General features: G+C 69.9%; 21 protein-coding genes. 9 read left to right on the plus strand and 12 right to left on the minus strand.

All coding sequences use genetic code 11. The features are described 5' to 3' along the window. The first annotated feature begins 73 nt into the window (after nt 1–73). From R0232_RS02745 to R0232_RS02770, 6 genes are all read left to right on the plus strand, one after another. Nucleotides 74–1,123, plus strand: a complete 1,050-nt coding sequence (locus R0232_RS02745; RefSeq protein WP_431511159.1) for an NADP-dependent oxidoreductase — start codon at nt 74–76, stop codon at nt 1,121–1,123. Between the two features lie 199 nt (nt 1,124–1,322). Next, the gene (locus R0232_RS02750) at nt 1,323–1,859 is read left to right on the plus strand and encodes a fimbrial protein (protein WP_208510593.1); all 537 of its coding nucleotides are present in this window, start codon (nt 1,323–1,325) and stop codon (nt 1,857–1,859) included. A gap of 207 nt (nt 1,860–2,066) precedes the next feature. Beyond that, nucleotides 2,067–2,837, plus strand: a complete 771-nt coding sequence (locus R0232_RS02755) for a fimbrial biogenesis chaperone (RefSeq protein ID WP_431511160.1) — start codon at nt 2,067–2,069, stop codon at nt 2,835–2,837. 19 nt (nt 2,838–2,856) lie between these two features. Continuing rightward, nucleotides 2,857–5,655: a fimbria/pilus outer membrane usher protein gene (locus R0232_RS02760; protein WP_431511161.1), complete on the plus strand. Its 2,799-nt coding sequence runs from the start codon at nt 2,857–2,859 to the stop codon at nt 5,653–5,655. Continuing rightward, entirely contained in the window at nt 5,652–6,710 is a 1,059-nt protein-coding gene (locus R0232_RS02765; RefSeq protein ID WP_431511162.1) for a fimbrial protein, read from the plus strand. Before R0232_RS02760 ends, R0232_RS02765 begins: the two co-directional genes overlap by 4 nt. A 91-nt stretch (nt 6,711–6,801) precedes the next feature. Beyond that, nucleotides 6,802–8,076: a hypothetical protein gene (locus tag R0232_RS02770; protein WP_431511163.1), complete on the plus strand. Its 1,275-nt coding sequence runs from the start codon at nt 6,802–6,804 to the stop codon at nt 8,074–8,076. 48 nt (nt 8,077–8,124) lie between these two features. On the opposite strand, the gene R0232_RS02775 is transcribed toward R0232_RS02770, so the two are convergent. The 12 genes from R0232_RS02775 to R0232_RS02830 all read right to left on the minus strand — a co-directional run bounded on the left by R0232_RS02775 (nt 8,125) and on the right by R0232_RS02830 (nt 20,572). Further along, nucleotides 8,125–8,448 carry a hypothetical protein gene (locus R0232_RS02775; RefSeq protein WP_093350265.1) on the minus strand — a complete coding sequence of 108 codons (324 nt, stop codon included), beginning with the start codon at nt 8,446–8,448 and terminating at the stop codon, nt 8,125–8,127. 117 nt (nt 8,449–8,565) lie between these two features. Then, nucleotides 8,566–9,717 carry an SLC13 family permease gene (locus tag R0232_RS02780; RefSeq protein WP_431511164.1) on the minus strand — a complete coding sequence of 384 codons (1,152 nt, stop codon included), beginning with the start codon at nt 9,715–9,717 and terminating at the stop codon, nt 8,566–8,568. Continuing rightward, nucleotides 9,714–10,955 (minus strand): MFS transporter, encoded by a 1,242-nt coding sequence (locus tag R0232_RS02785; RefSeq protein ID WP_431511165.1) that lies wholly within the window; start codon nt 10,953–10,955, stop codon nt 9,714–9,716. Before R0232_RS02785 ends, R0232_RS02780 begins: the two co-directional genes overlap by 4 nt. Before the next feature lie 19 nt (nt 10,956–10,974). Next, the gene (locus R0232_RS02790) at nt 10,975–11,718 is read right to left on the minus strand and encodes a hypothetical protein (RefSeq protein ID WP_431511166.1); all 744 of its coding nucleotides are present in this window, start codon (nt 11,716–11,718) and stop codon (nt 10,975–10,977) included. Nucleotides 11,719–11,865: 147 nt separating this feature from the next. Continuing rightward, nucleotides 11,866–13,224: a sigma-54-dependent transcriptional regulator gene (locus tag R0232_RS02795; RefSeq protein WP_431511167.1), complete on the minus strand. Its 1,359-nt coding sequence runs from the start codon at nt 13,222–13,224 to the stop codon at nt 11,866–11,868. Then, nucleotides 13,209–14,669 carry a sensor histidine kinase gene (locus R0232_RS02800; protein WP_431511168.1) on the minus strand — a complete coding sequence of 487 codons (1,461 nt, stop codon included), beginning with the start codon at nt 14,667–14,669 and terminating at the stop codon, nt 13,209–13,211. Before R0232_RS02800 ends, R0232_RS02795 begins: the two co-directional genes overlap by 16 nt. A 37-nt stretch (nt 14,670–14,706) precedes the next feature. Continuing rightward, a complete protein-coding gene (locus R0232_RS02805; protein WP_431511169.1) occupies nt 14,707–16,239 on the minus strand; it encodes a class I adenylate-forming enzyme family protein in 1,533 nt (510 codons plus the stop codon). 180 nt (nt 16,240–16,419) lie between these two features. After that, a complete protein-coding gene (lipA, locus tag R0232_RS02810; RefSeq protein WP_093350284.1) occupies nt 16,420–17,403 on the minus strand; it encodes a lipoyl synthase in 984 nt (327 codons plus the stop codon). An 11-nt stretch (nt 17,404–17,414) separates the two neighbouring features. Then, nucleotides 17,415–18,110 (minus strand): lipoyl(octanoyl) transferase LipB, encoded by a 696-nt coding sequence (lipB, locus tag R0232_RS02815; protein WP_431511170.1) that lies wholly within the window; start codon nt 18,108–18,110, stop codon nt 17,415–17,417. Then, a complete protein-coding gene (locus R0232_RS02820) occupies nt 18,107–19,339 on the minus strand; it encodes an MBL fold metallo-hydrolase (RefSeq protein ID WP_431511171.1) in 1,233 nt (410 codons plus the stop codon). Before R0232_RS02820 ends, lipB begins: the two co-directional genes overlap by 4 nt. Nucleotides 19,340–19,352: 13 nt before the next feature. Next, entirely contained in the window at nt 19,353–19,679 is a 327-nt protein-coding gene (locus tag R0232_RS02825; protein WP_093350292.1) for a YbeD family protein, read from the minus strand. Further along, entirely contained in the window at nt 19,676–20,572 is an 897-nt protein-coding gene (locus R0232_RS02830) for a D-amino acid aminotransferase (RefSeq protein WP_431511172.1), read from the minus strand. Before R0232_RS02830 ends, R0232_RS02825 begins: the two co-directional genes overlap by 4 nt. Before the next feature lie 126 nt (nt 20,573–20,698). Here R0232_RS02830 and R0232_RS02835 point away from each other — a divergent pair, with 126 nt between their 5' ends. The 3 genes from R0232_RS02835 (at nt 20,699) to atpE (ending at nt 22,417) form a co-directional block, all read left to right on the plus strand. After that, nucleotides 20,699–21,172, plus strand: coding sequence for an ATP synthase subunit I (locus R0232_RS02835; protein ID WP_208507695.1), 474 nt, complete (start codon nt 20,699–20,701; stop codon nt 21,170–21,172). Nucleotides 21,173–21,195: 23 nt separating this feature from the next. Beyond that, on the plus strand, nt 21,196–22,092 hold the full coding sequence (gene atpB, locus R0232_RS02840) for a F0F1 ATP synthase subunit A (RefSeq protein ID WP_431511173.1): 897 nt from the start codon (nt 21,196–21,198) through the stop codon (nt 22,090–22,092). A gap of 61 nt (nt 22,093–22,153) precedes the next feature. Further along, nucleotides 22,154–22,417 carry a F0F1 ATP synthase subunit C gene (atpE, locus tag R0232_RS02845; RefSeq protein WP_057593982.1) on the plus strand — a complete coding sequence of 88 codons (264 nt, stop codon included), beginning with the start codon at nt 22,154–22,156 and terminating at the stop codon, nt 22,415–22,417. Nucleotides 22,418–22,420 lie beyond the last annotated feature (3 nt).

A 22,420-nucleotide genomic window follows, 5' to 3' on the forward strand; every position in this document is an offset into this window, starting at 1 on the left:
CCCCGCGCCGCGCGGCTAGCATGCGCCGCTCAGCCACACCCCGGGGCGCGGCCCCATCTCCAGGAGACGCTTCATGACCGACACCACCGCACTCGTCAACCACCAGGTCCGCCTCGCCAAGCGTCCCGAGGCCGCCGCCACGCGCGAGCACTGGAGCTTCGGCAGCGAGCCCGTGGCCGAGCCGGCCGAGGGCGGCGTGCTGGTCAAGACGCTGTCGCTGTCGCTCGACCCGGCCATGCGCGGCTGGCTCAACGATGCCAAGAGCTACATCCCGCCGGTCGAGATCGGCGCCGTGATGCGCGCCGGCGGCATCGGCCGCGTCATCGCCTCGAAGAACCCGCAGTTCTCGGTCGGCGACACCGTCTACGGCACGCTCAACGTGCAGGAATACATGCTGATCCCGCAGGAGGAGATCAAGCGCAACGGCCTGGTGAAGATCGACCTGCGCGTGGGCAGCATCACCCAGTGGCTCAACGTGCTGGGCATGCCCGGCATGACCGGCTACTTCGGCCTGATGGACGTGGGCCAGCCCAAGGCCGGCGAGACCGTCGTGATCTCGGGCGCCGCCGGCGCGGTCGGCCAGACCGTGGGCCAGCTCGCGAAGATCAAGGGCTGCCGCGTGGTCGGCATCGCGGGCGGCGAGGCCAAGTGCGACTGGGTGGTCAAGGAGCTGGGCTTCGACGCCTGCATCGACTACAAGGCCGGCGCCGCCGCGGTGCGCGACGGCCTCAAGCAGCACTGCCCCAAGGGCGTGGACATCTACTTCGACAACGTCGGCGGCGAGATCCTCGACCTCGTGCTCGCGCGCATCGCGCGCAAGGCCCGCATCATCATCTGCGGCGCCATCAGCCAGTACAACAACGCCAACAGCATGCCGGCGGCCGGCCCCCGCAACTACCTGAGCCTGCTGGTGAACCGGGCGCGCATGGAGGGCATCGTGGTGTTCGACTACGCCGACCGCTATCCCGTGGCCATCGCCGAACTGGCGGGTTACCTGAAGGACGGGCGCATGAAGAGCAAGGAAGACATCGTGCAGGGCCTCGACACCTTCCCCGAGGCCCTGAACCGGCTCTTCAGCGGCGCCAACTTCGGCAAACTGGTGCTGCAGGTGGCGACCGAGTGATGACAGCTCGGTAGTATTTGGCAAAACTTTCGTATCGAAAAGTTTGCAAATGGGTTTAGTTCACAAACATTCAATTAACAATGTCAACCACTGTCAACTGAGCCTAAAGACGCTTCTTCTCCCTGGAAATGGTTAATAGACTGCGCTCTGCCTTGTCAAGGCAAGTAGTCTTTTTGTTAACAATCCCCAGGGAATTCAGATGCGTACATTTTTCAAGCTGGCGGCTCTGGCCGCTGTCGCCGGTGCTCTGTCGCAAGGCGCGATGGCTGCCGACGGCACCATCAACTTCACGGGCGAAATCGTCGATGCACCTTGCTCGATCTCGCCGAACAGCCAGAACATGACCGTGCCGCTGGGCAAGGTCGCTCGCACGGTGCTCGACGGCGGCAAGGGCAAGAAGGCCACGCCGTCGAAGTTCACCATCGACCTGCTCGGCTGCGGCGCCACCGCCAAGGGCGCGACCGTGTCGTTCACCGGCACGCCCGACCTCGACGACGCCACCAACCTGCGCCTGGCGAATGCCGGCCAGGTCGGCGTGACCACCGCTTCGGGCGTGGCCATCGAGCTGGGTGATTCCGCCGCCACCAAGATTCCGCTCGGCTCGGAATCGGCGCAATACGTTCTGGGCCAGGGCGACAACGCCCTGAAGTTCCAGGCCGTGTACGTGTCGACCAAGGACACCGTGACGGTCGGTCCGGCCAACTCGACGGCCCAGTTCACGGTCAACTACAAGTAAGCCGCCTTCGCGGAATCCGGCCCCTGTCCATTGCGGCAGGCGCCCGCTGGATTCCGCACCGGACCGACGCGGCGCGGCGACCTCGCGTGGGCGCGCCGCATCGGCCGGTTTTCCATCACCCGTCTTTTTTCCGCCGGTGCGCCGCGTGCGCCGCCGTGCTGGGGTACGCCTGGACGCCAGCGTCCGCCGTACCGAGGAACCCGTCGTATGTGCAGCAAGAATCGAATTCGTTGGACCCTGGGCATCGTGGCGGTGCTCTGCCTTCAATGGCCGGCCGCGGCGGGCGTGATGCTCGGCGGCACGCGCGTCATCCTGGGCGAGAAGGACCGCGAAGCCTCGATTCCGGTGAAGAACACCGGCACCTCGCCCTACGTGGTCCAGGCCTGGATCGACGCCGGCGAAGGCAAGAACAAGACCCCGATGCTGGTCACGCCGCCGCTGTCGCGGCTCGACCCCGGCATGGAGAACATCCTGCGCATCATGCGCGTGGCGGGCGAGCTGCCCGCCGACCGCGAAACGGTGTTCTGGCTCAACGTGAAGGAGATCCCCGAGCGCTCGAAGGACGAGAACGTGCTGCAGATCGCGGTGCGCAGCCGCATCAAGCTGTTCTACCGGCCCGCCAGCCTGGGCGGCAAGTCCGAGGAGGCCCGCAGCCAGCTGCAGTGGGCGGTGGCCGGCGGCGCGCAGGGCGCGGTGCTCAGGATCGGCAACCCGACGCCGTACCACGTGACCTTCACGGGTCTGAAGATCAACGGCGGCCAGCAGGACATCAACGCCGACATGGTGCCGCCCTTCGGCGAGTCGGTGTACCCGCTGACCGCGGTGAAGGCGCCGCAGGCGATCCAGGTCAACTTCACCACGCTCAACGACTACGGCGGCGAAACGCCCGAGGAACTGGTGCGCGTGCCCGCGGGCGATGCGCCGGTGGCCGTGAAGGCCGAGCTCGCTCCTGTCGCAGCCGACGGCGCGAAGCGCTGAGGCGCGAGGGCGAAAAGCCATGCGCCGCCGCATCCCGTCCCTTTCAGCGACCCGGCGCGCGCCGGTGGCCGGCGGCGCCCTGCGCGCGCCGTTCCGCCTGAGCCTGTGCGCTGCGGTGCTCGCGGCCCTCGGCACGCACGGTGCGCAGGGCGCGCCGGTGCAGGAGCAGGCGCCCGCGCCCCAGAAGCCGCCGGTCGCGCAGAAGCAGCAGCTGGCCGCCTCGACCTTCAACGAGGAGTTCCTCGGCATCGGCGGCGACCAGCCCAATGCCGACCTCTCGCTGTTCTCGTTCGGCAACCGCGTGCTCGCGGGCAAGTACACCGTCGACGTCTCGCTCAACGAGCGCGGCGTGGGCCAGAGCGAGGTCCGCTTCGAGGACAGGGAAGGCACGAACGACGCGGTGGCCTGCCTCACGCGCGGCCTGCTCGACACCTGGGGCGTGAACGTCGCCGTGTTCCCGTCGATCGCCGCTGCGGCCGACGAGGCCTGCATCGACCTCGTCAACGCCATCCCCGAGTCGAAGCTCAGCTACGACGCCGGGCGCCAGCGCCTGTTCCTGAGCATTCCGCAGGCCGCGCTCAAGCGCAGCGCACGCGGCGCCGTGGGCCCCGAGAAGTGGGACAAGGGCATCACCGCCTTCATGCTGGACTACCAGCTCAACTACTCGCGCTTCAGCGGCAGCAACTACCGCAACGACACCCCGCTGACCAACCCGCAGCTCAACGTCTTCGACGCCGCCGATCCGTTCAACCGCAACCGCAACACGCTCCAGCGCAACACCTTCTTCGCGGGCGTGCGCGCGGGTTTCAACATGGGCGACTGGCGCTTTCGCCACTACTCGACCTACAACCGCGGCCTCGATGGCCGAAGCCGCTGGCAGGGCGTCACCAGCTATGCGCAGCGCGACCTGGCCTCGATCAACGGCCAGCTGCTGATCGGCGACGGCAACACGCCCGGCAACTTCTTCGACAGCCTGCCGTTTCGCGGCGTGCAGGTGTCCTCCGACGACGCGATGCTGCCCGACAGCCTGCAGGGCTATGCGCCCACGATCCGCGGCATCGCCCAGACCAATGCGCGCGTCACCGTGCGGCAGAACGGCTACATCGTCTACAGCACCTTCGTGGCGCCCGGGCCCTTCGTGCTCGACGACCTGTATCCCACCGCCTCGAGCGGCGACCTCGAGGTCACGATCACCGAGGCCGACGGCCGCCAGACCAAGTACACCCAGGCCTTCTCGGCCGTGCCCACCTTGCTGCGCGAGGGCACCTGGCGCTACTCGGCCACCGTGGGCAAGTACCGCAACGGCTACGACAACGTGAACACCAACCCGCTGCTGCCGAGCCAGGTGCCGGCCGAGCCGGTGTTCCTGCAGGCCACCCTGGCGCGCGGCCTGCCCGACGAGTACTCGGTGTACGGCGGCCTGATCGCCGCGCGCAAGTACCAGTCGGGCCTGGTGGGCCTGGGCAAGAACATGCGCGCCTTCGGCGCCGTCTCGTTCGACCTCTCGGCCGCGCGCACCGTCGACCGCTTCGACAAGACCTACAACGGCCAGTCGCTGCGCTTCCTCTATTCGAAGGCCTTCGTCGATTCGGGCACCAACTTCCGCGTGGCCGGCTACCGCTACTCGACCAGCGGCTACCGCACCTTCCAGGAAGCGGCGCAGATGCAGGGCCTGCTGCTGCCCGACAACTTCAACAGCCGCCGCAACGAGCTGCGCTTCGAACTCTCGCAGCAGATCGGCAGCTGGGGCTCGGTGTTCGCCTCGGCGCGCCAGCAGACCTACTGGGGCACGCCCGCCAAGGACCGGCTGGTGCAGATCGGCTACTCGGGCAGCTACAAGCAGTTCGGCTACAGCGTCTTCTACAACTACAGCACCAACAACGGCGGCATCAACAGCTTCAGCACCGGCTCGATCCGTCCGGTCAGCCGGCAGCTCATGGTGATGGTCAGCATCCCGCTGGGCGACACGCGCGCCAGCGCGCAGTACACGGTGAGCCGCGACAACGACGGGCGCCTCAACCAGCAGGCCAGCGTCTACGGCAGCGCCTTCGAGGACAGCCGGCTCAACTACAACCTGACCGCGGGCCACTCGAACGCGGACGGCCAGGGCTCGAGCGGCAGCGCCAGCGCGAGCTACCTGTCGCCCGTGGGGCGCTTCGATGTCGGCCACTCGCAGGGCAAGGGCTACGGCCAGACCACCTTCGGCATGTCGGGCGGCCTGCTGGCGCATGGCGGCGGCGTCACCCTGTCGCAGCCGCTGGGCGAGACCATCGCGCTGGTGCAGGCGCCCAAGGCCGGTGGCGTGGGCTTCGAATCGCAGCCGGGCGTGGCGACCGACAGCGCGGGCAATGCGGTCATCCCGAACCTGAGCCCGTACCGGCTCAACCGCCTCGCGCTGCGCACCGGCGACCTCGGCGACACCGTCGAGGTGAAGAACGCGGCGATGGAAGTGGTGCCCACGCGCGGCGCCGTGGTGGTCGCGAAGTTCGAGACCTCGGTGGGCTTCCGCCTGCTGATGACGCTGAGCGACGCGAAGGGCCGCGTGCTGCCGCTGGGTTCGAAGATCGAGAACGAGGCCGGCCAGGAGGTCGGCATCGTCGGCCCCGATGGCCAGGCCTTCGTGACCGGCGCGGCCCAGAGCGGCAGCCTCACGGTGCGCTGGGGGCAGGGCGCGAACGACCAGTGCACGGTGGCCTACAGCCTGCCCGAGGACGCCAATCCGCCGCCGATCCGCGAATTCACGGGGCAGTGCATCGGCAGCGCGGTCGACAGTGCGGCGCTGTTCGCGCCGCGAGCAAAGAAGAAGGGAGCGGAATGAACCGCAGCAATCCGTCGGGCGCGATGAAGGCGTTCTTCTCCTCCCCGCTGCGCCGCGGCGCTCCGCTGATCGCCGGGCTCGTGCTGCTGGTGGCCGGGCAGGAGGCGAGTGCCTATTGCGAACTCAACACCGCCGGGGGCTACATCCCGAAGAACATCAACATGGTGATGGGCCGCATCGTCGTCAGCCCGGACCTGCCCGTGGGCAGCCTGATCACCCCGGCCAAGAGCTTTCCCATCTATCAGGCGGGGGCGACCAACACCCCCTTCACCTGCACCAGCGGCGGCGGCACCCTGTACGGCGTCATCAATTCCGCGGCGGTCGGTGCGGAGTGGTCGGGGAAGGAAAAGGTCTTTGCCACCAGCGTGCCCGGCATCGGTATCCGGCTCCTGCGCATCGGCTCCGGCGACTCCCGCCCCGAAGTACCTTATCCGCACACGTTGCCCACCAGCACCACCTTCGGGCCGTTCTCGACCAACTCGAGCTTCGTGGTCGAGCTCTACAAGATCGCCCCCATCACCGGCAGCGGCCGGTTGATCAACGGCATCTACACCACCTACTCCGGCGATCGCGGCGGCTCCGCGGTGACGACCCGCGTCGACGGCGACGCCATCACCATCGTCACCCCGAGCTGCCTCGTGGACACGGGCTCGAAGAACATTCCGGTGGTGTTCGGCAAGGTGCCGCAGAGCGACTTCAAGGGCCGCGGCACCACTGCCGCCGAGCGCAACTTCAACATCCGGCTCAAGTGCAACGCCGGGGTCGGCACGCAGAACACCGTCTACCTGCGCATGGACGCCACGCCCGATCCGGCCGGCGACGCCGGCGTGCTGCGCATCAGCCAGGCCAGCGGCTCGGCCACCGCCACCGGCGTGGGCATCCAGATCATCGACGGCCAGAAGGTGCCGGTGAAGTACGGCGACGACGCGCTCGTGGGACCGTCGAAGGACGGCGACTACGTGCTGCCCTACACCGCGCGCTACTTCCAGACCGGCAACACCGTGACGCCGGGTCAAGCCAACGGCATGGCGACCTTCACGCTCGACTACAAGTAGCGGCCGTCCCGGCTGCACGACCTCGCTGCCGAGAGCGGCAGGCCACCGAACCGATGAATCTGTGTCTGCATCTTTTCAACGGGAGGAAGTCATGAGTTCGATCACGGGGTGGAAGAGACTGAACGCGGCGTGGCTCGCCGCCGCGGCGCTGCTGCTGGCTGCATGTGGCGGGGGTGGCGGGAGCGGAAACATCGGGGTGGGCTCCGGGCTCGGCGATGGCGGAGGGGCAGCCACTTCGCCGCTGGCAAGCGCCGAGGTTCAGAAAGCGGCGTCGCCGCAGGCCGAGGAGGAGTTGCCTCTGTCCGAGCATGCCGACGGCACGGGCCCAGCGGCGCGGTTCGTCGAACCGGGCGCCATGGCGATCGACCGATTCGGCAACCAGTTCGTGATCGACAGGATGCCCGATCAGGACACGGTCATCCGGAAGATCACGCCCGAAGGCGTCGTCTCGACACTGACGACGACGGCAAGTGGCGGGCCGGACAACCTGCTGCGCTGGAGCGGGGCCCCGCTCGGCGGCATCGCCGTGGACGCGCAGGGCACGCTCTACGTCTCGAACTACTGGAATGCGGTCATCGAGAAGATCGACGCGGCCGGCGTGGTCAGCGTGCTGGCCGGAAAACGCGGAGAGCAAGGCCTTCGCGACGGCATCGGGGACGAGGTGCGGCTCGACATGCCGATGGCGATTGCGGCCGCCGCCGACGGGACGGTCTATTTCGTCGAGTACTACCAGAACAAGGTGCGAAAGATCGCACCGGACGGTGCAGTCGGCACGATCGCGGGCGGCGGGGGATGGGGGCCCGGCGACAACGGCGGCGATGGCGTGGGCGCGGATGCCCGGTTCAACTATCCCTCGGCGCTCGCCGTCGATGGGCAGAAGAATCTCTATGTCTTCGACGACCGGCGCGTTCGCAAGATCACGGCGCAGGGCAGCGTGACGACCCTTGCGGGTTCCAACAACGCGCTCAGGCCCTACTACGTGGATGGGGAGGGAGTCGCTGCCGGCTTCGGCTACCAGCCGGGGGCCTTGTCGGTCGATTCGAGTGGGGCCATCTACCTGGCGGATACGGGAAACAACGTGATCCGCAAGGTGCAGCCGGACGGAACGGTCTCGACCTTCGCTGGCGCACAGTATCCGAGCGTGGTGCTCGACAGCGACGGCTACAACACGCCAGCGGCACCGCTCTATCAGGACGGCGGCGCCCAGGTCGCTCGCTTCGGGAGTCTGCGCGGCCTCGCGATCTCGACCCAGGGCATCGTCTACGCGGTGGATGCCGGCAATTTCCTGATCCGGAAAGTGGAGGCCGGCAACGTGAGCACGCTGGCCGGCAGGCGCAGCCGGCCCAGCCTTTCGATGAATCCTTGACCCACCAAGGCGCGCGGGCAGCCCGCGCGCCGTGTGCGGCCTACCTGTTCAGTCCACGTCCGGCCGCATCGGGATGTCGCCCATCGCGTCATCCTCGCGCAGCCCGCGCGCGGCCTTCAGCAGCTCGATCGACAGTCCGTCGCCGTGGCCCGCGAAGCCTTGTGCGATGCCCTCCAGCGCGGTCGAGAGGCCGAGCTCCCCGTCGGCGCGCGCATCCATGCTGATGTTGAGCACGCGCGCCGCCATCTGGCGGTAGGTGACGGCGCCCGCGCCCTCCAGCGCCGCGACCAGGTCGAGGTACAGCGCCAGGTTCATGTCGAACACGAGCTTGGGGGTGATCTCGAAATCCTCGCTGTTGTTCTTCTTGTCCATGCCATGACTCCTTTCTTCGGGAGTCTCCACTCTAGCCACAAAAAGCGCGCGCGCTCGTCGGACACGGGCGATGTTGCTCAACGCGCACGCGTTCGAGGCCGCGCGCCTCCGCCGCCGTCACCCGAGCCGCAGCAGCAGCGCCGAGGCCGCGCACACCAGCAGGAAGGGCACGCTCAGGCGGTGGAACTCGCGCAGCCCGTTCGGCAATTTGGCGAGCCGCAGCGCGATCAGGTTGGCGAGCGAGCCCAGCACGCAGCCGAAGCCGCCCACGCTCACGCCGGCGGCCAGCGCCGGCAGGTCGTGCACGTAGCGGTCGAGCAGGATGGTGGCCGGCACGTTGCTGATGAACTGCGAGCTCACGATCGCCGCCAGGTAGGCGCGCCAGCCCTCGGCGATCGGCCATTGCGTCATCAGCGCGGCGATGAAGGGCAGCTCGGCGAGCTGGCGCAGGTCGACGAACATCAGCGCGATGATCGCGAGCAGCGCCCAGTCGACGTCGCGCAGCACGCGGCGCTGGAACAGCAGGTAGGCGCCGAACACCACCGCCAGGCCCGCGGCCAGCCAGTGCCGGTCGAGCGCGACCACGAAGCCCACGAACAGCAGGCCCGACAGCGCCAGCAGCCGCGGCTGCACCGGCGCGCTGTCGGCCGCGGGCTTGAGCGCGATCGCGGTGCGCGGCACCAGCAGCCAGACGGCGGCGAACAGCCAGAACAGCATCACGCCCACGGTCGGCGCCATCATGCCCATGAAGCCCGCGAAGCTCTCGCCGCTGCGGTGCCACAGGTAGAGGTTCTGCGGATTGCCGATCGGCGTGAGCGCCGAGCCCGCGTTGACCGCCAGCGCCTCCAGCACCACCAGCCGCGCCAGCGGCAGGTGCGCCTGGGTGGCGAGCACGCGCGTGAGCGGCACCAGCAGGAACAGGCTGACGTCGTTGGTGACCAGCGCCGACAGCACGGCGGCGCTGGCCACGAGCAGCAGCGCGAGCTGGCGCAGGTCGGTGGTGCGCGCCAGCAGGCGCTGCGCGGCCGACTGCAGCACGCCGCTCTTCTCCACGCCCTGCGTGATCGCGAGCAGGCCCGCGAGCGCGCCCACGGTCTGCCAGTCGATCAGCTTCAGCCAGTCGAGCGGCGCGCGCGGCCGCACGAAGGCGAACAACACGGCCACCGCCACCAGCACCCAGAGCAGGCCGTTGCCGCCGCCCTCGTGGGGCGATGCGGTGTCCGCGGCGGCGGTGGCGGGGGGCAGGGCGGACGCGGTGTCTTTGGTCATGGAGCGGCGGTGGTCAGGGCGGCGGGAGCGTGCGCGGCACGCGCTTCCCGCCCCCGAGTTTCGGGCATGGCGAGCGCGAACAGCGCGAGCGCCGCCGCGGCGATGGCCGCGAGCACGACGAAGGCGGTGCCGTAGCCGGCCGCATGCGCGATGCTGCCCGCCAGCAGGTTGCTGAGCGCCGCGCCCAGCCCGACGCAGGCCGCGCCCAGGCCGAGCGCGAAGTTGAAGCGGCCGCTGCCGCGCGTGAGGTCGCCGATCATCAGGGTCAGCATCACCCCGAAGATGCCCGCGCCGATGCCGTCGAGCACCTGCAGCGCGAGCAGCGCGGCGGGGCTGTCGGCCAGCAGGTAGAGCAGCCCGCGCACCGGCAGCACCGCGAAGCCGACCAAAAACACCGGCTTGCGCGCGAGCCGCGGCGCCCAGCGTCCGACCGCCATCGCGATCGGGATGGTCACCAGCTGCGTGACGATCACGCCGGCCGAGAGCCACAGCGTGGCGGCGGCGCCGGTGCGCGAGCCGACCTTCTGCGCCACCAGCGTCAGCATCGCGGCATTGGCCAGGTGGAACAGGAAGGCGCAGGCCAGCAGCACGACGAGGCGGCGGTCGTGCCAGCGGACGGTGCCTTGGGCGGCATCGGGCGGCGCGTCAGCGCCGCGCGCCAGCCGCGGGTCGACGTCGCGGTCGCGGATCAGCAGTGCCGCCGCGATGGTCGGCAGCGCCATCGCCACCGCATAGAAGAACATCGCGCGCGGGCCGAAGACATGGCCGACCCAGCCGGTGCCCAGCGCCCACAGCACCGTGCCGGCCGCGGTGATCGCGGCGTTGCGACCGATGCGCGCGTCGAGGCCGGCGCGGCCCACCATGCCGAGACTGGTGGCCGCGAGGGCGGGCGCGACCAGCGTGCCTGCGGCGCCGATCAGCGACTGGCCCGCGAGGATGGTGCCGTAGAGCGGCCACTGGGCCATCGCCACCAGGCTGAGCGCGATCAGCGCGACCGCGCCCGCGATCCAGCGCGGCTTGCGGCGCACGCTGTCGATCAGCGCGCCGGCCGGTGCCTGCACCGCCAGCCCGACCAGCGCCGAGACGAACATCACGCTGCCGATGCGCTGCGGATCCCAGGCCAAGGTGCCGGCCATGAAGACCACCAGGAAGGGGCCGACGCCGCCCTGGATGTCGGGCGCGAAGAAGGCCAGCGCATCGAGGGCGCGCAGGCTGCGGCGGGTGGGCGCGGTCGTCATGGCGGGACGAGGCCGGAGCTCAGGAAGCCGGGCCGCGCGGAGCGGGGCGCGGACCCGGGCCCGCGTCAGGACCCGCGCCTGGGCGCGGACCGCGCAGCACCTCGGCCACCGTGTCCGCCGTCGGGCCCAGGCCGGTGGCCTCGAGCACAGTGCCCTGCGCGCCGCGCGTGCCCCAGCCGCGCGCATGGAGTTCGGCGCCCGGCTTCAGCTGGTCGCGGTACATCGCGCCCACGTGCGGCGGGAAGCGCACGATGGTCTGGTCGGCCAGCAGCACGCCGCGCACGTCGCCGCGGTCGGTGTAGAGCAGGCGTTCGATGCGGCCCTGCGCGCTCAGCGCATCGAGCGCGCCCGGTTCGCGCGGCGGCCGCGGCGGCGCCATGCCGGGCGCGGGCGGGGTGTCGACCAGGCTGCGGCCGTTGGCCTCGAGCGAGCGCATGCGCAGCACCGGCACGCCGGGCGCGCGCCAGCCGCCGACCTGCACCGTGTCGCCGGGCTGCAGCAGTTGCATGGCGTCGGCCGACAGGTGCGGCGGGAACGCGACCTGGGTGCCGTCGGCCAGCAGCAGGCCGTCGGCCTCGCCGCCGGGGTTGAGCAGGAAGCGCTGCACGCGGCCGGTGACGACCGTGCCGGCCTCGGGCGCGGCGGCCGCGGCGGCGGGGCTCGGGGGCAGCGGGACGCCGGGCGGCGGAGGCGGCAACTGGGCGAAGGCCGTGCCGCCCGCGAGCAGGATGGCGGCGGCGATGAAGGGGGTGCGGACTGTCATGGGAGGCTCCTTGCGGGTGGATGTCTCCAGGACATCTCACGCAACGTGCCAGCACCGAAATCCTTTGAAATCAACGACTTGTGGCCGTCGCCGCGGCGGCGCCCGGATGATCCGGAGACAGTGGGCGTCCGCTTTCCGGACACCGCTTCATTCGAGGCCGTATTGCGTCAGCTTGCGATAGAGCAGTTGGCGATGGATGCCGAGCCGCCGCGCCGCCTCGGCCCGGTTGCCCTGCGTCTGCGCGAGCGCATGCGCGATCAGCAGCCGCTCCAGCCTTTCGACGGCCACCGGCAGCTCGCCCTCGAGCCAGTCCGCGGGCAGCGCCGGCGCGGCATCGGCGGCCGGCGCAGCGCCCAGCGCGGCGGCCAGGTCGGCCTCGCCGATCACGCGGTGCCGCACCAGCGCCTGGCAGCGTTCCATCGCATTGCGCAGCTCGCGCACGTTGCCGGGCCAGGGGTGGCCGAGCAGGCGCCGGGCCGCCTCGGCCGACAGCGACTTCGGCGGCTCGGTCGCATCGCGCGGGACCGCGCGGCGCAGGAAGTGCTCGGCCAGCGGGATGATGTCGGCCAGCCGCTCGCGCAGCGGCGGCAGCCGGATCGACAGCACGTCGAGCCGGTACAGCAGGTCCTCGCGAAAGCGCCCCTCGCGCACGGCCGCGCGCAGGTCGCGGTGGGTCGCGGCGACCACGCGCACGTCGACCTTCACCGTGCGGTGCCCGCCCAGCGGCGTCACCTCGCCCTCCTGCAGCGCGCGCAGCATCTTGGCCTGCACGTCGAGCGCCATGTCGCCGATCTCGTCGAGCAGCAGCACCCCGCCGTCGGCCGCGCGGAAGCAGCCGAGCCGCTCGCCGGTGGCGCCCGTGAAGGCGCCGCGCACATGACCGAACAGCTCGCTCTCGAGCAGTTCCTTCGGGATGGCCGAGCAGTTGATGGCCATGAAGGGCCCGCCGGCGCGCGCCGAATGGCGGTGCAGCGCGCGCGCCACCATTTCCTTGCCGGTGCCCGTCTCGCCGAGCACCAGCACCGGCATCGCGCTGGCGGCCGCCAGGCCGATGCGCTTGTGCACCTCGCGCATGGCCTCGCTCGGCCCGATCAGCTCGGCGTCGCCCACGTCGTCGGGAGCGCTGGCGGGCGCGGCCGCCGTGCGCTGTTGCAGCGCGCGCTCGAGCACCTCGCGCACCGCCTCGCGGCCGATCGGCTTGGCCAGGTGGTCGAAGGCGCCCAGGCGCATCGCCTCGATGGTGTTGCCCGCGCTCGAGAACGCGGTCAGCACGATCACCGGCGGCAGCCGGCCCGCGCGGGCGCGCAGCGCCGAGAGCGTCTGCAGGCCGTCCATGCCGGGCATGCGGTGGTCGAGGAACACGGCGTCGAAGCGCGTGTGCGCGAGCGCCTCGAGGGCCTCGGCGCCGCCGGCCACGGCCGTCACGCCGTGGCCCAGGCCCTCGAGGGTTTCGGCCAGCGTGTCGCGGAAAGCGTCGTCGTCGTCGACGATCAGGAGGTGCGCCATGGAAGCTCCAGTTCGAAACGGGTGCCCGGCGCCAGCGGCAGGTGGCGCAGCTCGCCGCCATGCGCCAGCGCCACCTCGCGCGCCAGCGCCAGGCCCAGGCCGGTGCCGTCGGCGCGGCCGGTGGCGAAGGGCTCGAACAGGCTGGCCTGCAGCGACTCGGGCACGCCCGCGCCGTCGTCGTCGACGCGCAGCGCCAGCGTGCGCGCATCGGGCTGCACCGCAGCGAGCACGACCTCGCCGCCGCGCGGCGCATGGCGCACGGCGTTGTCGAGCAGGTTGTCGATGGCGCGCGCCAGGTGCACGGGGTCGAACACGGCGCTGTCGGGCGCCTCGTGCCGCAGCACGAGCCGCACGCCCGCGGCCTCGGCCTTCGGCGCCACGGCCGCCAGCCGCTCCTCGAGCCAGCGCGCGAGCGGCACCGGCACCGGGGCCAGCGTCACGGGCTGCACCAGCGCGAGCAGGCTCTGCACCAGTCCGTCGAGCCGGTCGATCTGGCCGACGATGGCCTGCAGCGCCGGGCCTTGCCGTTCGGGCGAGGCGGCCAGCGCGTTCTCGGCCTTCAGCCGCATGGTGGCGATGGGGTTGCGGATCTCGTGCGCGATGCCGCCCGTCATGCGGCCCAGCGCGGCCAGCCGCTGGTCGCGGCTGCGCTGCTGCGCGGCCGCGCGCAGGTGAGCGCGCGCCTCCTCGAAGCGCAGCCGGTAGCGGTTGAAGCCGTCGACGATGCGGTCGAGCTCGCGCACGCCGGTGCGCGGCAGCTCGGGCATGGCGTCGCCGTCGGCATCGGCCTGCGCCAGCCGGCTCTCGAGGCGTTGCACATGGCGCAGCCCGCGCAGCAGGATCGAGCCCAGCCACAGGCCCGAGGCCAGCACCAGCAACAGCAGCACGCCGAGCCCGGTGCGCAGGCTGTCCTGGGCCGCGAGCGCGCCGCCGCTGGTGCGCGTCATGGTCCAGGCGGCGAGGTCGTCGGCCGGCGCGGGCAGCGGGCAGGCCGAGACGATCAGCGCCTCGCGGCTGCCGCGCACCACGTCGGTCTGCGGCTGGCGGGTGCGCGCCGCGAGCTGCGCCAGCTGGGCGATCAGCGGCTGCTCGGCCGCGGGCACGTCGCGCTTGACGCCGCTGCCCTCGTAGGTCGGGTAGGCGTAGGCCAGCGGGCCGTCGACCGCGTGCCAGACGCCGCCCTCGACCTGCGGCGCCTCGATCAGCACCAGTTGCAGCAGCACGCGCAGCAGGTCGACCTCGGGCCGTGGCGGCGCGGGCGTGGCGATCGACTTGGCGTAGCGCGCCGCGATCGCGCGGCAGGACTGCTCGGTGGCGGCGCGGCCGGCCGCCACCTGGGCGCCCGCGCTGCTGCGGTAGAGCGTGAACATCACGACCGCGAGCGCGGCGCACATGCCGAGCAGCAGCACCCAGAAGAAGACCAGTTGACCGCGCAGGGATTTCATCTGCCGCGATCCTGCCCGGTCTTCGGGGCGCGGCGCGTCAGCCGCGGACGCGTTCTCGCAGCTCGCGCTTGAGCACCTTGCCGATCGCGCTGCGCGGCAGCTCGTCGATCAGCGCCAGGCCCGCGAGCCGCTGCGTCTTGCCGACCTGGGCATTGGCCCACTGCAGCAGCGCCTCGGCAGCGGTGGCATCGCCCTCGCGGCGCACCACGAAGGCCATCGGCGTCTCGCCCCATTGCTCGGACGGCACGCCGACCACCGCCACGTCGGCCACGGCCGCATGGCAGCGCAGCACCGCTTCGAGGTCGCTCGGGTAGATGTTGAAGCCGCCGCTGATGATCATGTCCTTCTTGCGGTCGAACAGCGTGAGGAAGCCGTCGGCGTCGAAGCGGCCCACGTCGCCGGTGCGGATGAAGCGCTTGCCCGTCGCGTCGAACCACTCGGCCTCGCGCGTCTTCTCGGGCTGGCGGTGGTAGCCGGTCATCATGCCGGCCGAGTGGCCGACCACCTCGCCGGCCACCTCGGTGTCGCCGGCCGGCAGTTCGCGGCCTTCCTCGTCGATCAGCCGGATGTCGCTGCCCGGCGCCGGCTGGCCCACGGTGTGCAGCTTGGTCGGATGCAGGTGGGCCTCGAGGATGCAGGTGCCGCCGCCCTCGGTCATGCCGTAGAACTCGATCAGCCCGCCGGGCCAGCGCGCGAGCACGTCGGCCTTGAGCGCGGCATTGAAGGGCGCGCTGGTGCTGAACTTGAAGCGGTAGGCCGAGAGGTCGTGCGCGTCGAAGCGCGGATGCGCCATCAGCCGCTGGTACTGCACCGGCACCAGCATGGTGTGGGTCACGCGGTGCCGTTCGGCCAGCTGCAGGTAGCCGAGCGCGTCGAACTTCGGCATCAGCACCACGCAGCCGCCGAAGGCCAGCGTGGGGAAGAACACGACCAGCGTGGTGTTGGAATAGAGCGGCGTCGACAGCAGCGTGACGGTGTGGCTGTCGTACTCGTACTTGGCGCCGCGCTGCACGTGGGCCCAGCGCATGCCGTGGCCCTGCACGATGCCCTTGGGCTCGCCGGTGGTGCCCGAGGAATAGATGATGTTGAAGGCCGTGCCGGGCTGCACGTCGGCGGGCTCGGGCGTGGCGCCCTCGGGCGCGAGCCAGTCGGCCAGCGACCGGCCGATGGCCGAGCCGTCGAGCGCCACGCGCGCGATGCCGCCGGGCTGCGCCGGGCCGATGACCTCGGCCGCGCCCGCGTCGGCGAAGAGGATGCGCGCATCGGCGTCCGAGATCATGCGCGCCAGGCTGGCCGGCGTGGAGCCCGGGGCCAGCGGTGCCACCGCCACGCCCGCGCGCAGCGCGCCGAGGAACACGGCCGCGTAGTTCACCGACGAGGCGGCGCAGACCGCGATCGCGTCGCCGGTCCGCAGGCCGTCGCGCTGCAGGCTGGCGGCGATGCGGTCCATCAGCGCATCGAGCGCACGGTAGTCGAGCTGCTGCGCGGCGTCGGCGAGCGCGGGCCGATCGGGGGTGTTCTGCGCATGGAAGCGGATCAGGTCGGCGATCACGCCGAAATCGCGTTCCATCAGGGCCTGAAAGGAAGCGTCGGAAGAAGCGGAAGCGGGTTGCTGCAAGGTCGGATCCTCGGTCGTTGCCGGTCGTGCAGGATAGCGAAGATGCCCGGCGCCCGGTGAGCCCGAGGCGACGGGCCGCGCCATGAAAAAAGCGGCCCGAAGGCCGCTCGTTGCAGGGGGCTCACGCGCGGCTCAGACGCCGGCCGCGTGCGCCTGCTGGTCCGCGTGGTAGCTCGAGCGCACCATCGCGCCCACGGCCGCGTGCGAGAAGCCCATCTTGTAGGCCTCTTCCTCGAACATCTTGAAGGTGTCGGGATGCACGTAGCGGCGCACCGGCAGGTGCGAGCCCGACGGCGACAGGTACTGGCCGATGGTCAGCATGTCGATGTCGTGCGCGCGCATGTCGCGCATGACCTGCAGGATCTCCTCGTCGGTCTCGCCGAGGCCGACCATGATGCCGCTCTTGGTCGGCACCTCGGGGTGCAGCGCCTTGAACTTCTTCAGCAGGTTGAGGCTGAACTGGTAGTCGCTGCCCGGACGCGCTTCCTTGTACAGGCGCGGCGCGGTCTCGAGGTTGTGGTTCATCACGTCGGGCGGCGCGGCCTTGAGGATCTCGAGCGCGCGGTCGTCGCGGCCGCGGAAATCGGGCACCAGGATCTCGATCTGCGTCATCGGCGAGAGCTCGCGGATGTTCCTGATGCAGTCGACGAAGTGCTGGCTGCCGCCGTCGCGCAGGTCGTCGCGGTCGACGCTGGTGATCACCACGTACTTCAGGCGCAGCTTGGCGATGGTCTTCGCGAGGTTGAGCGGCTCGTCCTTGTCGAGCGGATCGGGGCGGCCATGGCCCACGTCGCAGAAGGGGCAGCGCCGCGTGCACTTGTCGCCCATGATCATGAAGGTGGCGGTGCCGTTGCCGAAGCATTCGCCGATGTTGGGGCACGAGGCCTCTTCGCAGACCGTGTGCAGGTTGCTCTCGCGCAGGATCTGCTTGATCTCGTAGAAGCGCGTGGTCGGGCTGCCGGCCTTGACGCGGATCCACTCGGGCTTCTTGAGCACCTCGCCCTGCTGGATCACCTTGACGGGGATGCGCGAGAGCTTGGCCGCGGCCTTCTGCTTGGCCAGCGGGTTGTAGGTTTCGGCGCTCTGGGCGTCGCGGACGACTTCGGTGGTGCTCATTGGAGTTCTCGTCAAGGCGCCAGGAAAGTACCGAGCTTGCGGCCCAGCACGGCGGCGGCTTCTTCCCATGTGGATTGGACGCCGATTGTAGAAAGGTCGACCGTTTGCAGCCCGGCGTAGCCGCAAGGGTTGATTCGCGAGAAGGGTTCGAGGTCCATGTCGACGTTGAGCGCCACGCCGTGGTAGGTGGCGTGGCGGCTGACCTTGATGCCCAGCGCGGCGATCTTGCCGAGGCCGCGGAACGGGTCGTGCTCGGGCCGCGGGCCGGTGAGGGTGGCGTGCGAGAACGGGTCGTCCAGGCGCACGTAGATGCCGGGCGCGCCCGCCACGCGATGGCCGGTGACGCCGAAATGCGACAGCGTGCGCAGCACCGCTTCCTCGAGCCGGTAGACGTATTCCTTGACGAAGTAGCCCGCGCGGCGCAGGTCGATCAGCGGATAGGCCACCACCTGGCCCGGGCCGTGGAAGGTGACCTGGCCGCCGCGGTCGGTCTGCACCACGGGGATCTCGCCGGGGTTGAGGATGTGGTCCTGGCGGCCCGCGATGCCCTGCGTGAAGACCGGCGCGTGCTCGCAAATCCATAGCGCGTCGGGCGTATCCGGCGTGCGTTCCAGCGTGAACTGCTTCATCGCGGCGAAGGTGGCGGCGTAGTCGACGCGGCCTTGCCGGTCGAGGGCGATGGGGGGCGCTGCGGTGTCGGTGCTCATCGTGGGGGCTGCCGCTCGGGCAGGGTGCGGGTCTCGCCGATGGCGAGCGTGAAGAAATCGTCGGCGGCCACGCCCTGGGCCTGGCGCGCGGCGGCGAGGTCGCGCGGCGGCTGGTCGAGCGCCTCGTCGGTCAGCGCGAAGGTGCCCCAGTGCACGCCCAGGCTGCGCTTGGCGCCGAGTTCGCGGTGGATGCGCACGCTCTCCTCGGGATTCACGTGCTGGTCCTTCATGAACCAGCGCGGCTCGTAGGCGCCCACGGGCAGCAGCGCGAGGTCGAAGCCACCGCCCTGGGCCGGACCCTGGCGCGGCGCGAAGCGGGCCTGGATGTCGGCGAAGTCGCGCGAATAGCCGGTGTCGCCCGAATAGAAGAGCTGCAGCTTCGGCGACAGCACGGCGAAGCCGCCCCACAGCGTCTTCAGCCGGTCGCCGAGGCCGCGCGCGCTCCAGTGCTGGGCGGGCGTGAGGAAGACCTGGGTGGCGTCCGTCGTGGCCGCGAGGCCCGCGCCGTTGCGCTGGATGCGCACCTGCGAAGCCTGCGGCGGGGCGCTGCCGGCGCCCGTGCCGGCCGGCAGCTCGAGGCTGTCCCACCAGTCGAGCTCGACCGCGTTGACGATGCCGCGCTCGGCCAGCCAGGGCGCGATGCCCAGCGGCACCACGAACAGCGGCGATCCGCCGGCCTGCGCCGCGAGCGCCTTCACGCTGGCCTCGTCGAGGTGGTCGTAGTGGTTGTGGCTGATCAGCACCAGGTCGATGCGCGGCAGTTCGGCCAGCGCCAGGCCCGGTGGCTGGAAGCGCTTCGGGCCCGCGAAGGACACCGGCGAGGCGCGCTCGCCGAACACCGGGTCGGTCAACAGGTGGAGGCCGCCGGTCGCGGTCGGCAACTGCACCAGCACGGTGGCATGGCCGATGAAGGTGGCGGTGGGGCGCATCGGCTGCGCCGTGGCGTTGGCGCGCAGCAGCGCGAGGTCGGGCTTCACCACCGGCGGCGGCGCCTCGGGCGCCTTCGGCAGGCCCTTGAACCAGGACGGGATCTGCCAGCGCACCAGCACGTCGATGAAGAAGTTCTTGGGCTGGAACTCGACGTAGTTGTCCTGGAAGCCGTCAGGCCGGTGGTGCGGGCGGCTCGCGTCGTAGTAGGGATTGGGGGCGGTGGAGCAGGCCACCGCCAGGCCGCCCGCGCACAGCGCGGCCGCGAGGTGCCGCCAGCGTTTCAGCGCACAACGCGGCATCGCTCGCCCGTGCTCAGAGCACGACCTTGACCATCGGGTGCGAGGACAGGGCGCGGTAGATGTCGTCGAGCTGCTCGCGGCTGGTGGCGGTCACGGTGATCGTCACGCCGAGGTAGTTGCCGGCCTTGCTGTCGCGCAGCTCGACGGTGGTGGCGTCGAAGCTCGGGTCGAAGCGCTCGGCGATCTGCGTGATCGCGTGCACGAAGCCGTCGACCTTCGCGCCCATCACCTTGATCGGGAACTGCGAGGGGTATTCGATCAGCGAATCCTTGCGCGGATCGGTGACGGCGTCGGCCGCGTCGGCGGCCGGCGCGGGCGTGTCGGGACGTTCGGTGCTCATGCGGATACTCCTCGTGGCGGCTGCTGCGCCTGTGCGTTGCGTCGCTTGGCCTCCTGGTAGGCCGCGTACAAGCTCTGGTAGATGGGGCCGGGTCGGCCATTGCCAATGGGCCGGTCGTCGAGCTGCGTCACGGGCAGCACCTCCTTGGTGGCCGAGGAGATCATCAGCTCGTCGGCCGCGAACACCTCGTCGCGCGCGATGCGCCGCAGCGCGAACGGGATGCCGTGCTCGGCGCACAGGCGCTCGAGCAGGCCGTAGCGGATGCCGGTCAGCACCAGGTTGTCGCGCGGCGGGCCGAACACGGTGCCGTCCTTGACCACCCAGACGTTGCTCGAGGCGGCCTCGCTGAGCCAGTCGTCGCGGAACATCACGGTCTCGGTCGCGCCCGCGTCGACGCCGATCTGGCGCGCGATCACCGCGCCCAGCAGGCTGGTGCTCTTGATGTGCGCCTTGGCCCAGCGGAACTCGTCGGCCGTCACGCATCGCACCCCGTCCGTGCGCGCCGCCTCGCCGGGCAGGGTGAGGGTGTTGACCATCGCGAAGACGGTGGGCACGATGCCCTGGACCATCGCGTGGTCGCGCGGCGCCACCCCGCGCGTGACCTGGATGTAGACCGAAACGCTTGCTTCGCCGGCCGCCGAGGCCACCAGCCGCCCGGCCAGCGCGCGCCAGCCCTCGCGCGTGTGCGGGTTCGGGATGCGGACCTCGGCGAGCGAGCGCTCGAGCCGGGCCAGGTGTTCGTCGAGGCAGAACAGGTGGCCGTCGTAGGCCGGGATCACTTCGTAGATGCCGTCGCCGAAGATGAAGCCGCGGTCCAGGACGCTGATCTTCGCGTCGCGCAGCGGAAGGTATTCGCCATCGAGATGGCACAGGGTGGCGGGCAGGGATTGCATGGCGCAAATTATGAGCGCCGGGCCGAAGGTGTCGCTTGTGCGCCCAAGATGTCAGGATCGGCGCGGGTTTGTCCTTATAATCAGAGGCTTTGTAGAATTCTCGGTAGGCAAGGGGTCGCATTCCAAATGACAACCAAGACCCCTGAAGCCGAACCTGAGGTCGAAATCTCTGATTTCGAGCCGCTCACGCCCGAAGAGGCGCAGCGGCTGCGCGAGCAAAATCCCGAACTGTCGCCCTGGTGGGTGATCGGGGCCCAAGTGGCCTTGGGAGTGATCGTGGCGGGAGTTGCATGGGTGTGGACTGGACTGTCGTCCGCCGCCGTGTCGGCGCTCTACGGAGCGATGGCGGTGGCTGTGCCGGCGGCGCTGTTCGTTCGAGGCGTACGGCGCGGAACGGGAGCAGTGTCACAGTCCGCTGCCATGCTGAGGTTTTTTGTGTGGGAGTCGATCAAGATCGTGCTGACCGTGGCCATGCTGGTCGCGGCACCGTGGCTGGTCGGAGGGCTGAACTGGCTGGCGCTGGTCGCTGGCGTGATCGCCGCCCTGAAGACGTACTGGATCGCGCTCGTGGTGCGGCCCAGGTTGTTGAACCGGATTTGACTGTTTAAAAAGAGACGCTGAAGATGGCCGCCGAAGGACACGCACCGACTGCGAGTGAGTACATCGTTCATCACCTCCAGCATTGGCAGGTCGACTGGAGTCTCAATCCCGTGGTGCAGAAGTCGATCGTCGACTTCAACATCATCAATCTCGACTCCGTCCTGTATGCGCTGGTCATCGGTGCGCTGGGCTGCTTCGTGCTGTGGCTGGCCGCGCGCAAGGCCTCGTCGGGCGTGCCGGGCCGCTTTCAGGCCGCGGTCGAGATCCTGGTCGAGATGGTCGACAACCAAGCCAAGGCCAACATCCACAACGCCAAGAGCCGCAAGTTCATTGCGCCGCTCGCCCTCACGGTGTTCGTCTGGATCTTCCTGCTCAACGCGATGGACATGCTGCCGGTGGATCTGCTGCCGGCCATCTGGGCGAAGCTGCATGAAGTTGCCGGCCACGATCCGCACCACGCCTACATGCGCGTCGTGCCCACGGCCGACCTGTCCACCACGCTGGGCCTGTCGACCTCCGTGCTGCTGCTGTGCCTGCTCTACAGCATCAAGATCAAGGGCGCCGGCGGCTGGGCGCACGAACTGGTGACCGCGCCGTTCGGCACCAGCAAGAACCCCGTGTTTGCCGTGATCCTCGGCATCATCAACCTGCTCATGCAGATCATCGAGTACGTGGCCAAGACCGTGTCGCATGGCATGCGGCTGTTCGGCAACATGTACGCGGGCGAACTCGTTTTCATGCTGATCGCGCTCATGGGCGGCGCGATGGCTGCGTCGTTCTCGGGAGTGCTGTTGCCAGTGGGCCACGTCATTGCCGGTACTGTCTGGGCGATCTTCCACATTCTGGTGATCACGCTCCAGGCATTCATTTTCATGATGCTGACGCTCATTTATCTGGGCCAGGCTCATGAGGCCCACTGAGGCTCGGTTCCCTTTCGTTCTTTTTCTTTTGCATTCATCCAGTTAAATCTAAGGAGTCATCATGGAAGCATCCAACGTTCTCGGTCTCGTTGCTCTCGCCTGTGGTCTGATCGTCGGTCTCGGCGCTATCGGTGCATCGATCGGTATCGCCCTGATGGGTGGCAAGTTTCTGGAATCGTCGGCCCGTCAGCCCGAACTGATGAACGACCTGCAGACCAAGATGTTCATCTTGGCCGGTCTGATCGACGCGGCCTTCCTGATCGGCGTGGCCATCGCCCTGCTGTTCGCGTTCGCCAACCCCTTCCTGTCCGCCCTGCCGAAGTAATCC

This window comes from Variovorax sp. DAIF25 (genome assembly GCF_050711835.1).
In the GTDB taxonomy this organism is placed as follows: Bacteria; Pseudomonadota; Gammaproteobacteria; order Burkholderiales; family Burkholderiaceae_C; genus Variovorax.

Excerpts from the sequence above, each read along its gene's own strand:
- R0232_RS02745 (WP_431511159.1), top strand. The coding sequence starts at position 74 with ATGACCGACACCACCGCACTCGTCAACCACCAGGTCCGCCTCGCCAAG.
- R0232_RS02750 (WP_208510593.1), top strand. The coding sequence starts at position 1,323 with ATGCGTACATTTTTCAAGCTGGCGGCTCTGGCCGCTGTCGCCGGTGCT.
- R0232_RS02755 (WP_431511160.1), top strand. The coding sequence starts at position 2,067 with ATGTGCAGCAAGAATCGAATTCGTTGGACCCTGGGCATCGTGGCGGTG.
- R0232_RS02760 (WP_431511161.1), top strand. The coding sequence starts at position 2,857 with ATGCGCCGCCGCATCCCGTCCCTTTCAGCGACCCGGCGCGCGCCGGTG.
- R0232_RS02765 (WP_431511162.1), top strand. The coding sequence starts at position 5,652 with ATGAACCGCAGCAATCCGTCGGGCGCGATGAAGGCGTTCTTCTCCTCC.
- R0232_RS02770 (WP_431511163.1), top strand. The coding sequence starts at position 6,802 with ATGAGTTCGATCACGGGGTGGAAGAGACTGAACGCGGCGTGGCTCGCC.
- R0232_RS02775 (WP_093350265.1), bottom strand. The coding sequence starts at position 8,448 with ATGGACAAGAAGAACAACAGCGAGGATTTCGAGATCACCCCCAAGCTC.
- R0232_RS02780 (WP_431511164.1), bottom strand. The coding sequence starts at position 9,717 with ATGACCAAAGACACCGCGTCCGCCCTGCCCCCCGCCACCGCCGCCGCG.
- R0232_RS02785 (WP_431511165.1), bottom strand. The coding sequence starts at position 10,955 with ATGACGACCGCGCCCACCCGCCGCAGCCTGCGCGCCCTCGATGCGCTG.
- R0232_RS02790 (WP_431511166.1), bottom strand. The coding sequence starts at position 11,718 with ATGACAGTCCGCACCCCCTTCATCGCCGCCGCCATCCTGCTCGCGGGC.
- R0232_RS02795 (WP_431511167.1), bottom strand. The coding sequence starts at position 13,224 with ATGGCGCACCTCCTGATCGTCGACGACGACGACGCTTTCCGCGACACG.
- R0232_RS02800 (WP_431511168.1), bottom strand. The coding sequence starts at position 14,669 with ATGAAATCCCTGCGCGGTCAACTGGTCTTCTTCTGGGTGCTGCTGCTC.
- R0232_RS02805 (WP_431511169.1), bottom strand. The coding sequence starts at position 16,239 with ATGGAACGCGATTTCGGCGTGATCGCCGACCTGATCCGCTTCCATGCG.
- lipA (WP_093350284.1), bottom strand. The coding sequence starts at position 17,403 with ATGAGCACCACCGAAGTCGTCCGCGACGCCCAGAGCGCCGAAACCTAC.
- lipB (WP_431511170.1), bottom strand. The coding sequence starts at position 18,110 with ATGAGCACCGACACCGCAGCGCCCCCCATCGCCCTCGACCGGCAAGGC.
- R0232_RS02820 (WP_431511171.1), bottom strand. The coding sequence starts at position 19,339 with ATGCCGCGTTGTGCGCTGAAACGCTGGCGGCACCTCGCGGCCGCGCTG.
- R0232_RS02825 (WP_093350292.1), bottom strand. The coding sequence starts at position 19,679 with ATGAGCACCGAACGTCCCGACACGCCCGCGCCGGCCGCCGACGCGGCC.
- R0232_RS02830 (WP_431511172.1), bottom strand. The coding sequence starts at position 20,572 with ATGCAATCCCTGCCCGCCACCCTGTGCCATCTCGATGGCGAATACCTT.
- R0232_RS02835 (WP_208507695.1), top strand. The coding sequence starts at position 20,699 with ATGACAACCAAGACCCCTGAAGCCGAACCTGAGGTCGAAATCTCTGAT.
- atpB (WP_431511173.1), top strand. The coding sequence starts at position 21,196 with ATGGCCGCCGAAGGACACGCACCGACTGCGAGTGAGTACATCGTTCAT.
- atpE (WP_057593982.1), top strand. The coding sequence starts at position 22,154 with ATGGAAGCATCCAACGTTCTCGGTCTCGTTGCTCTCGCCTGTGGTCTG.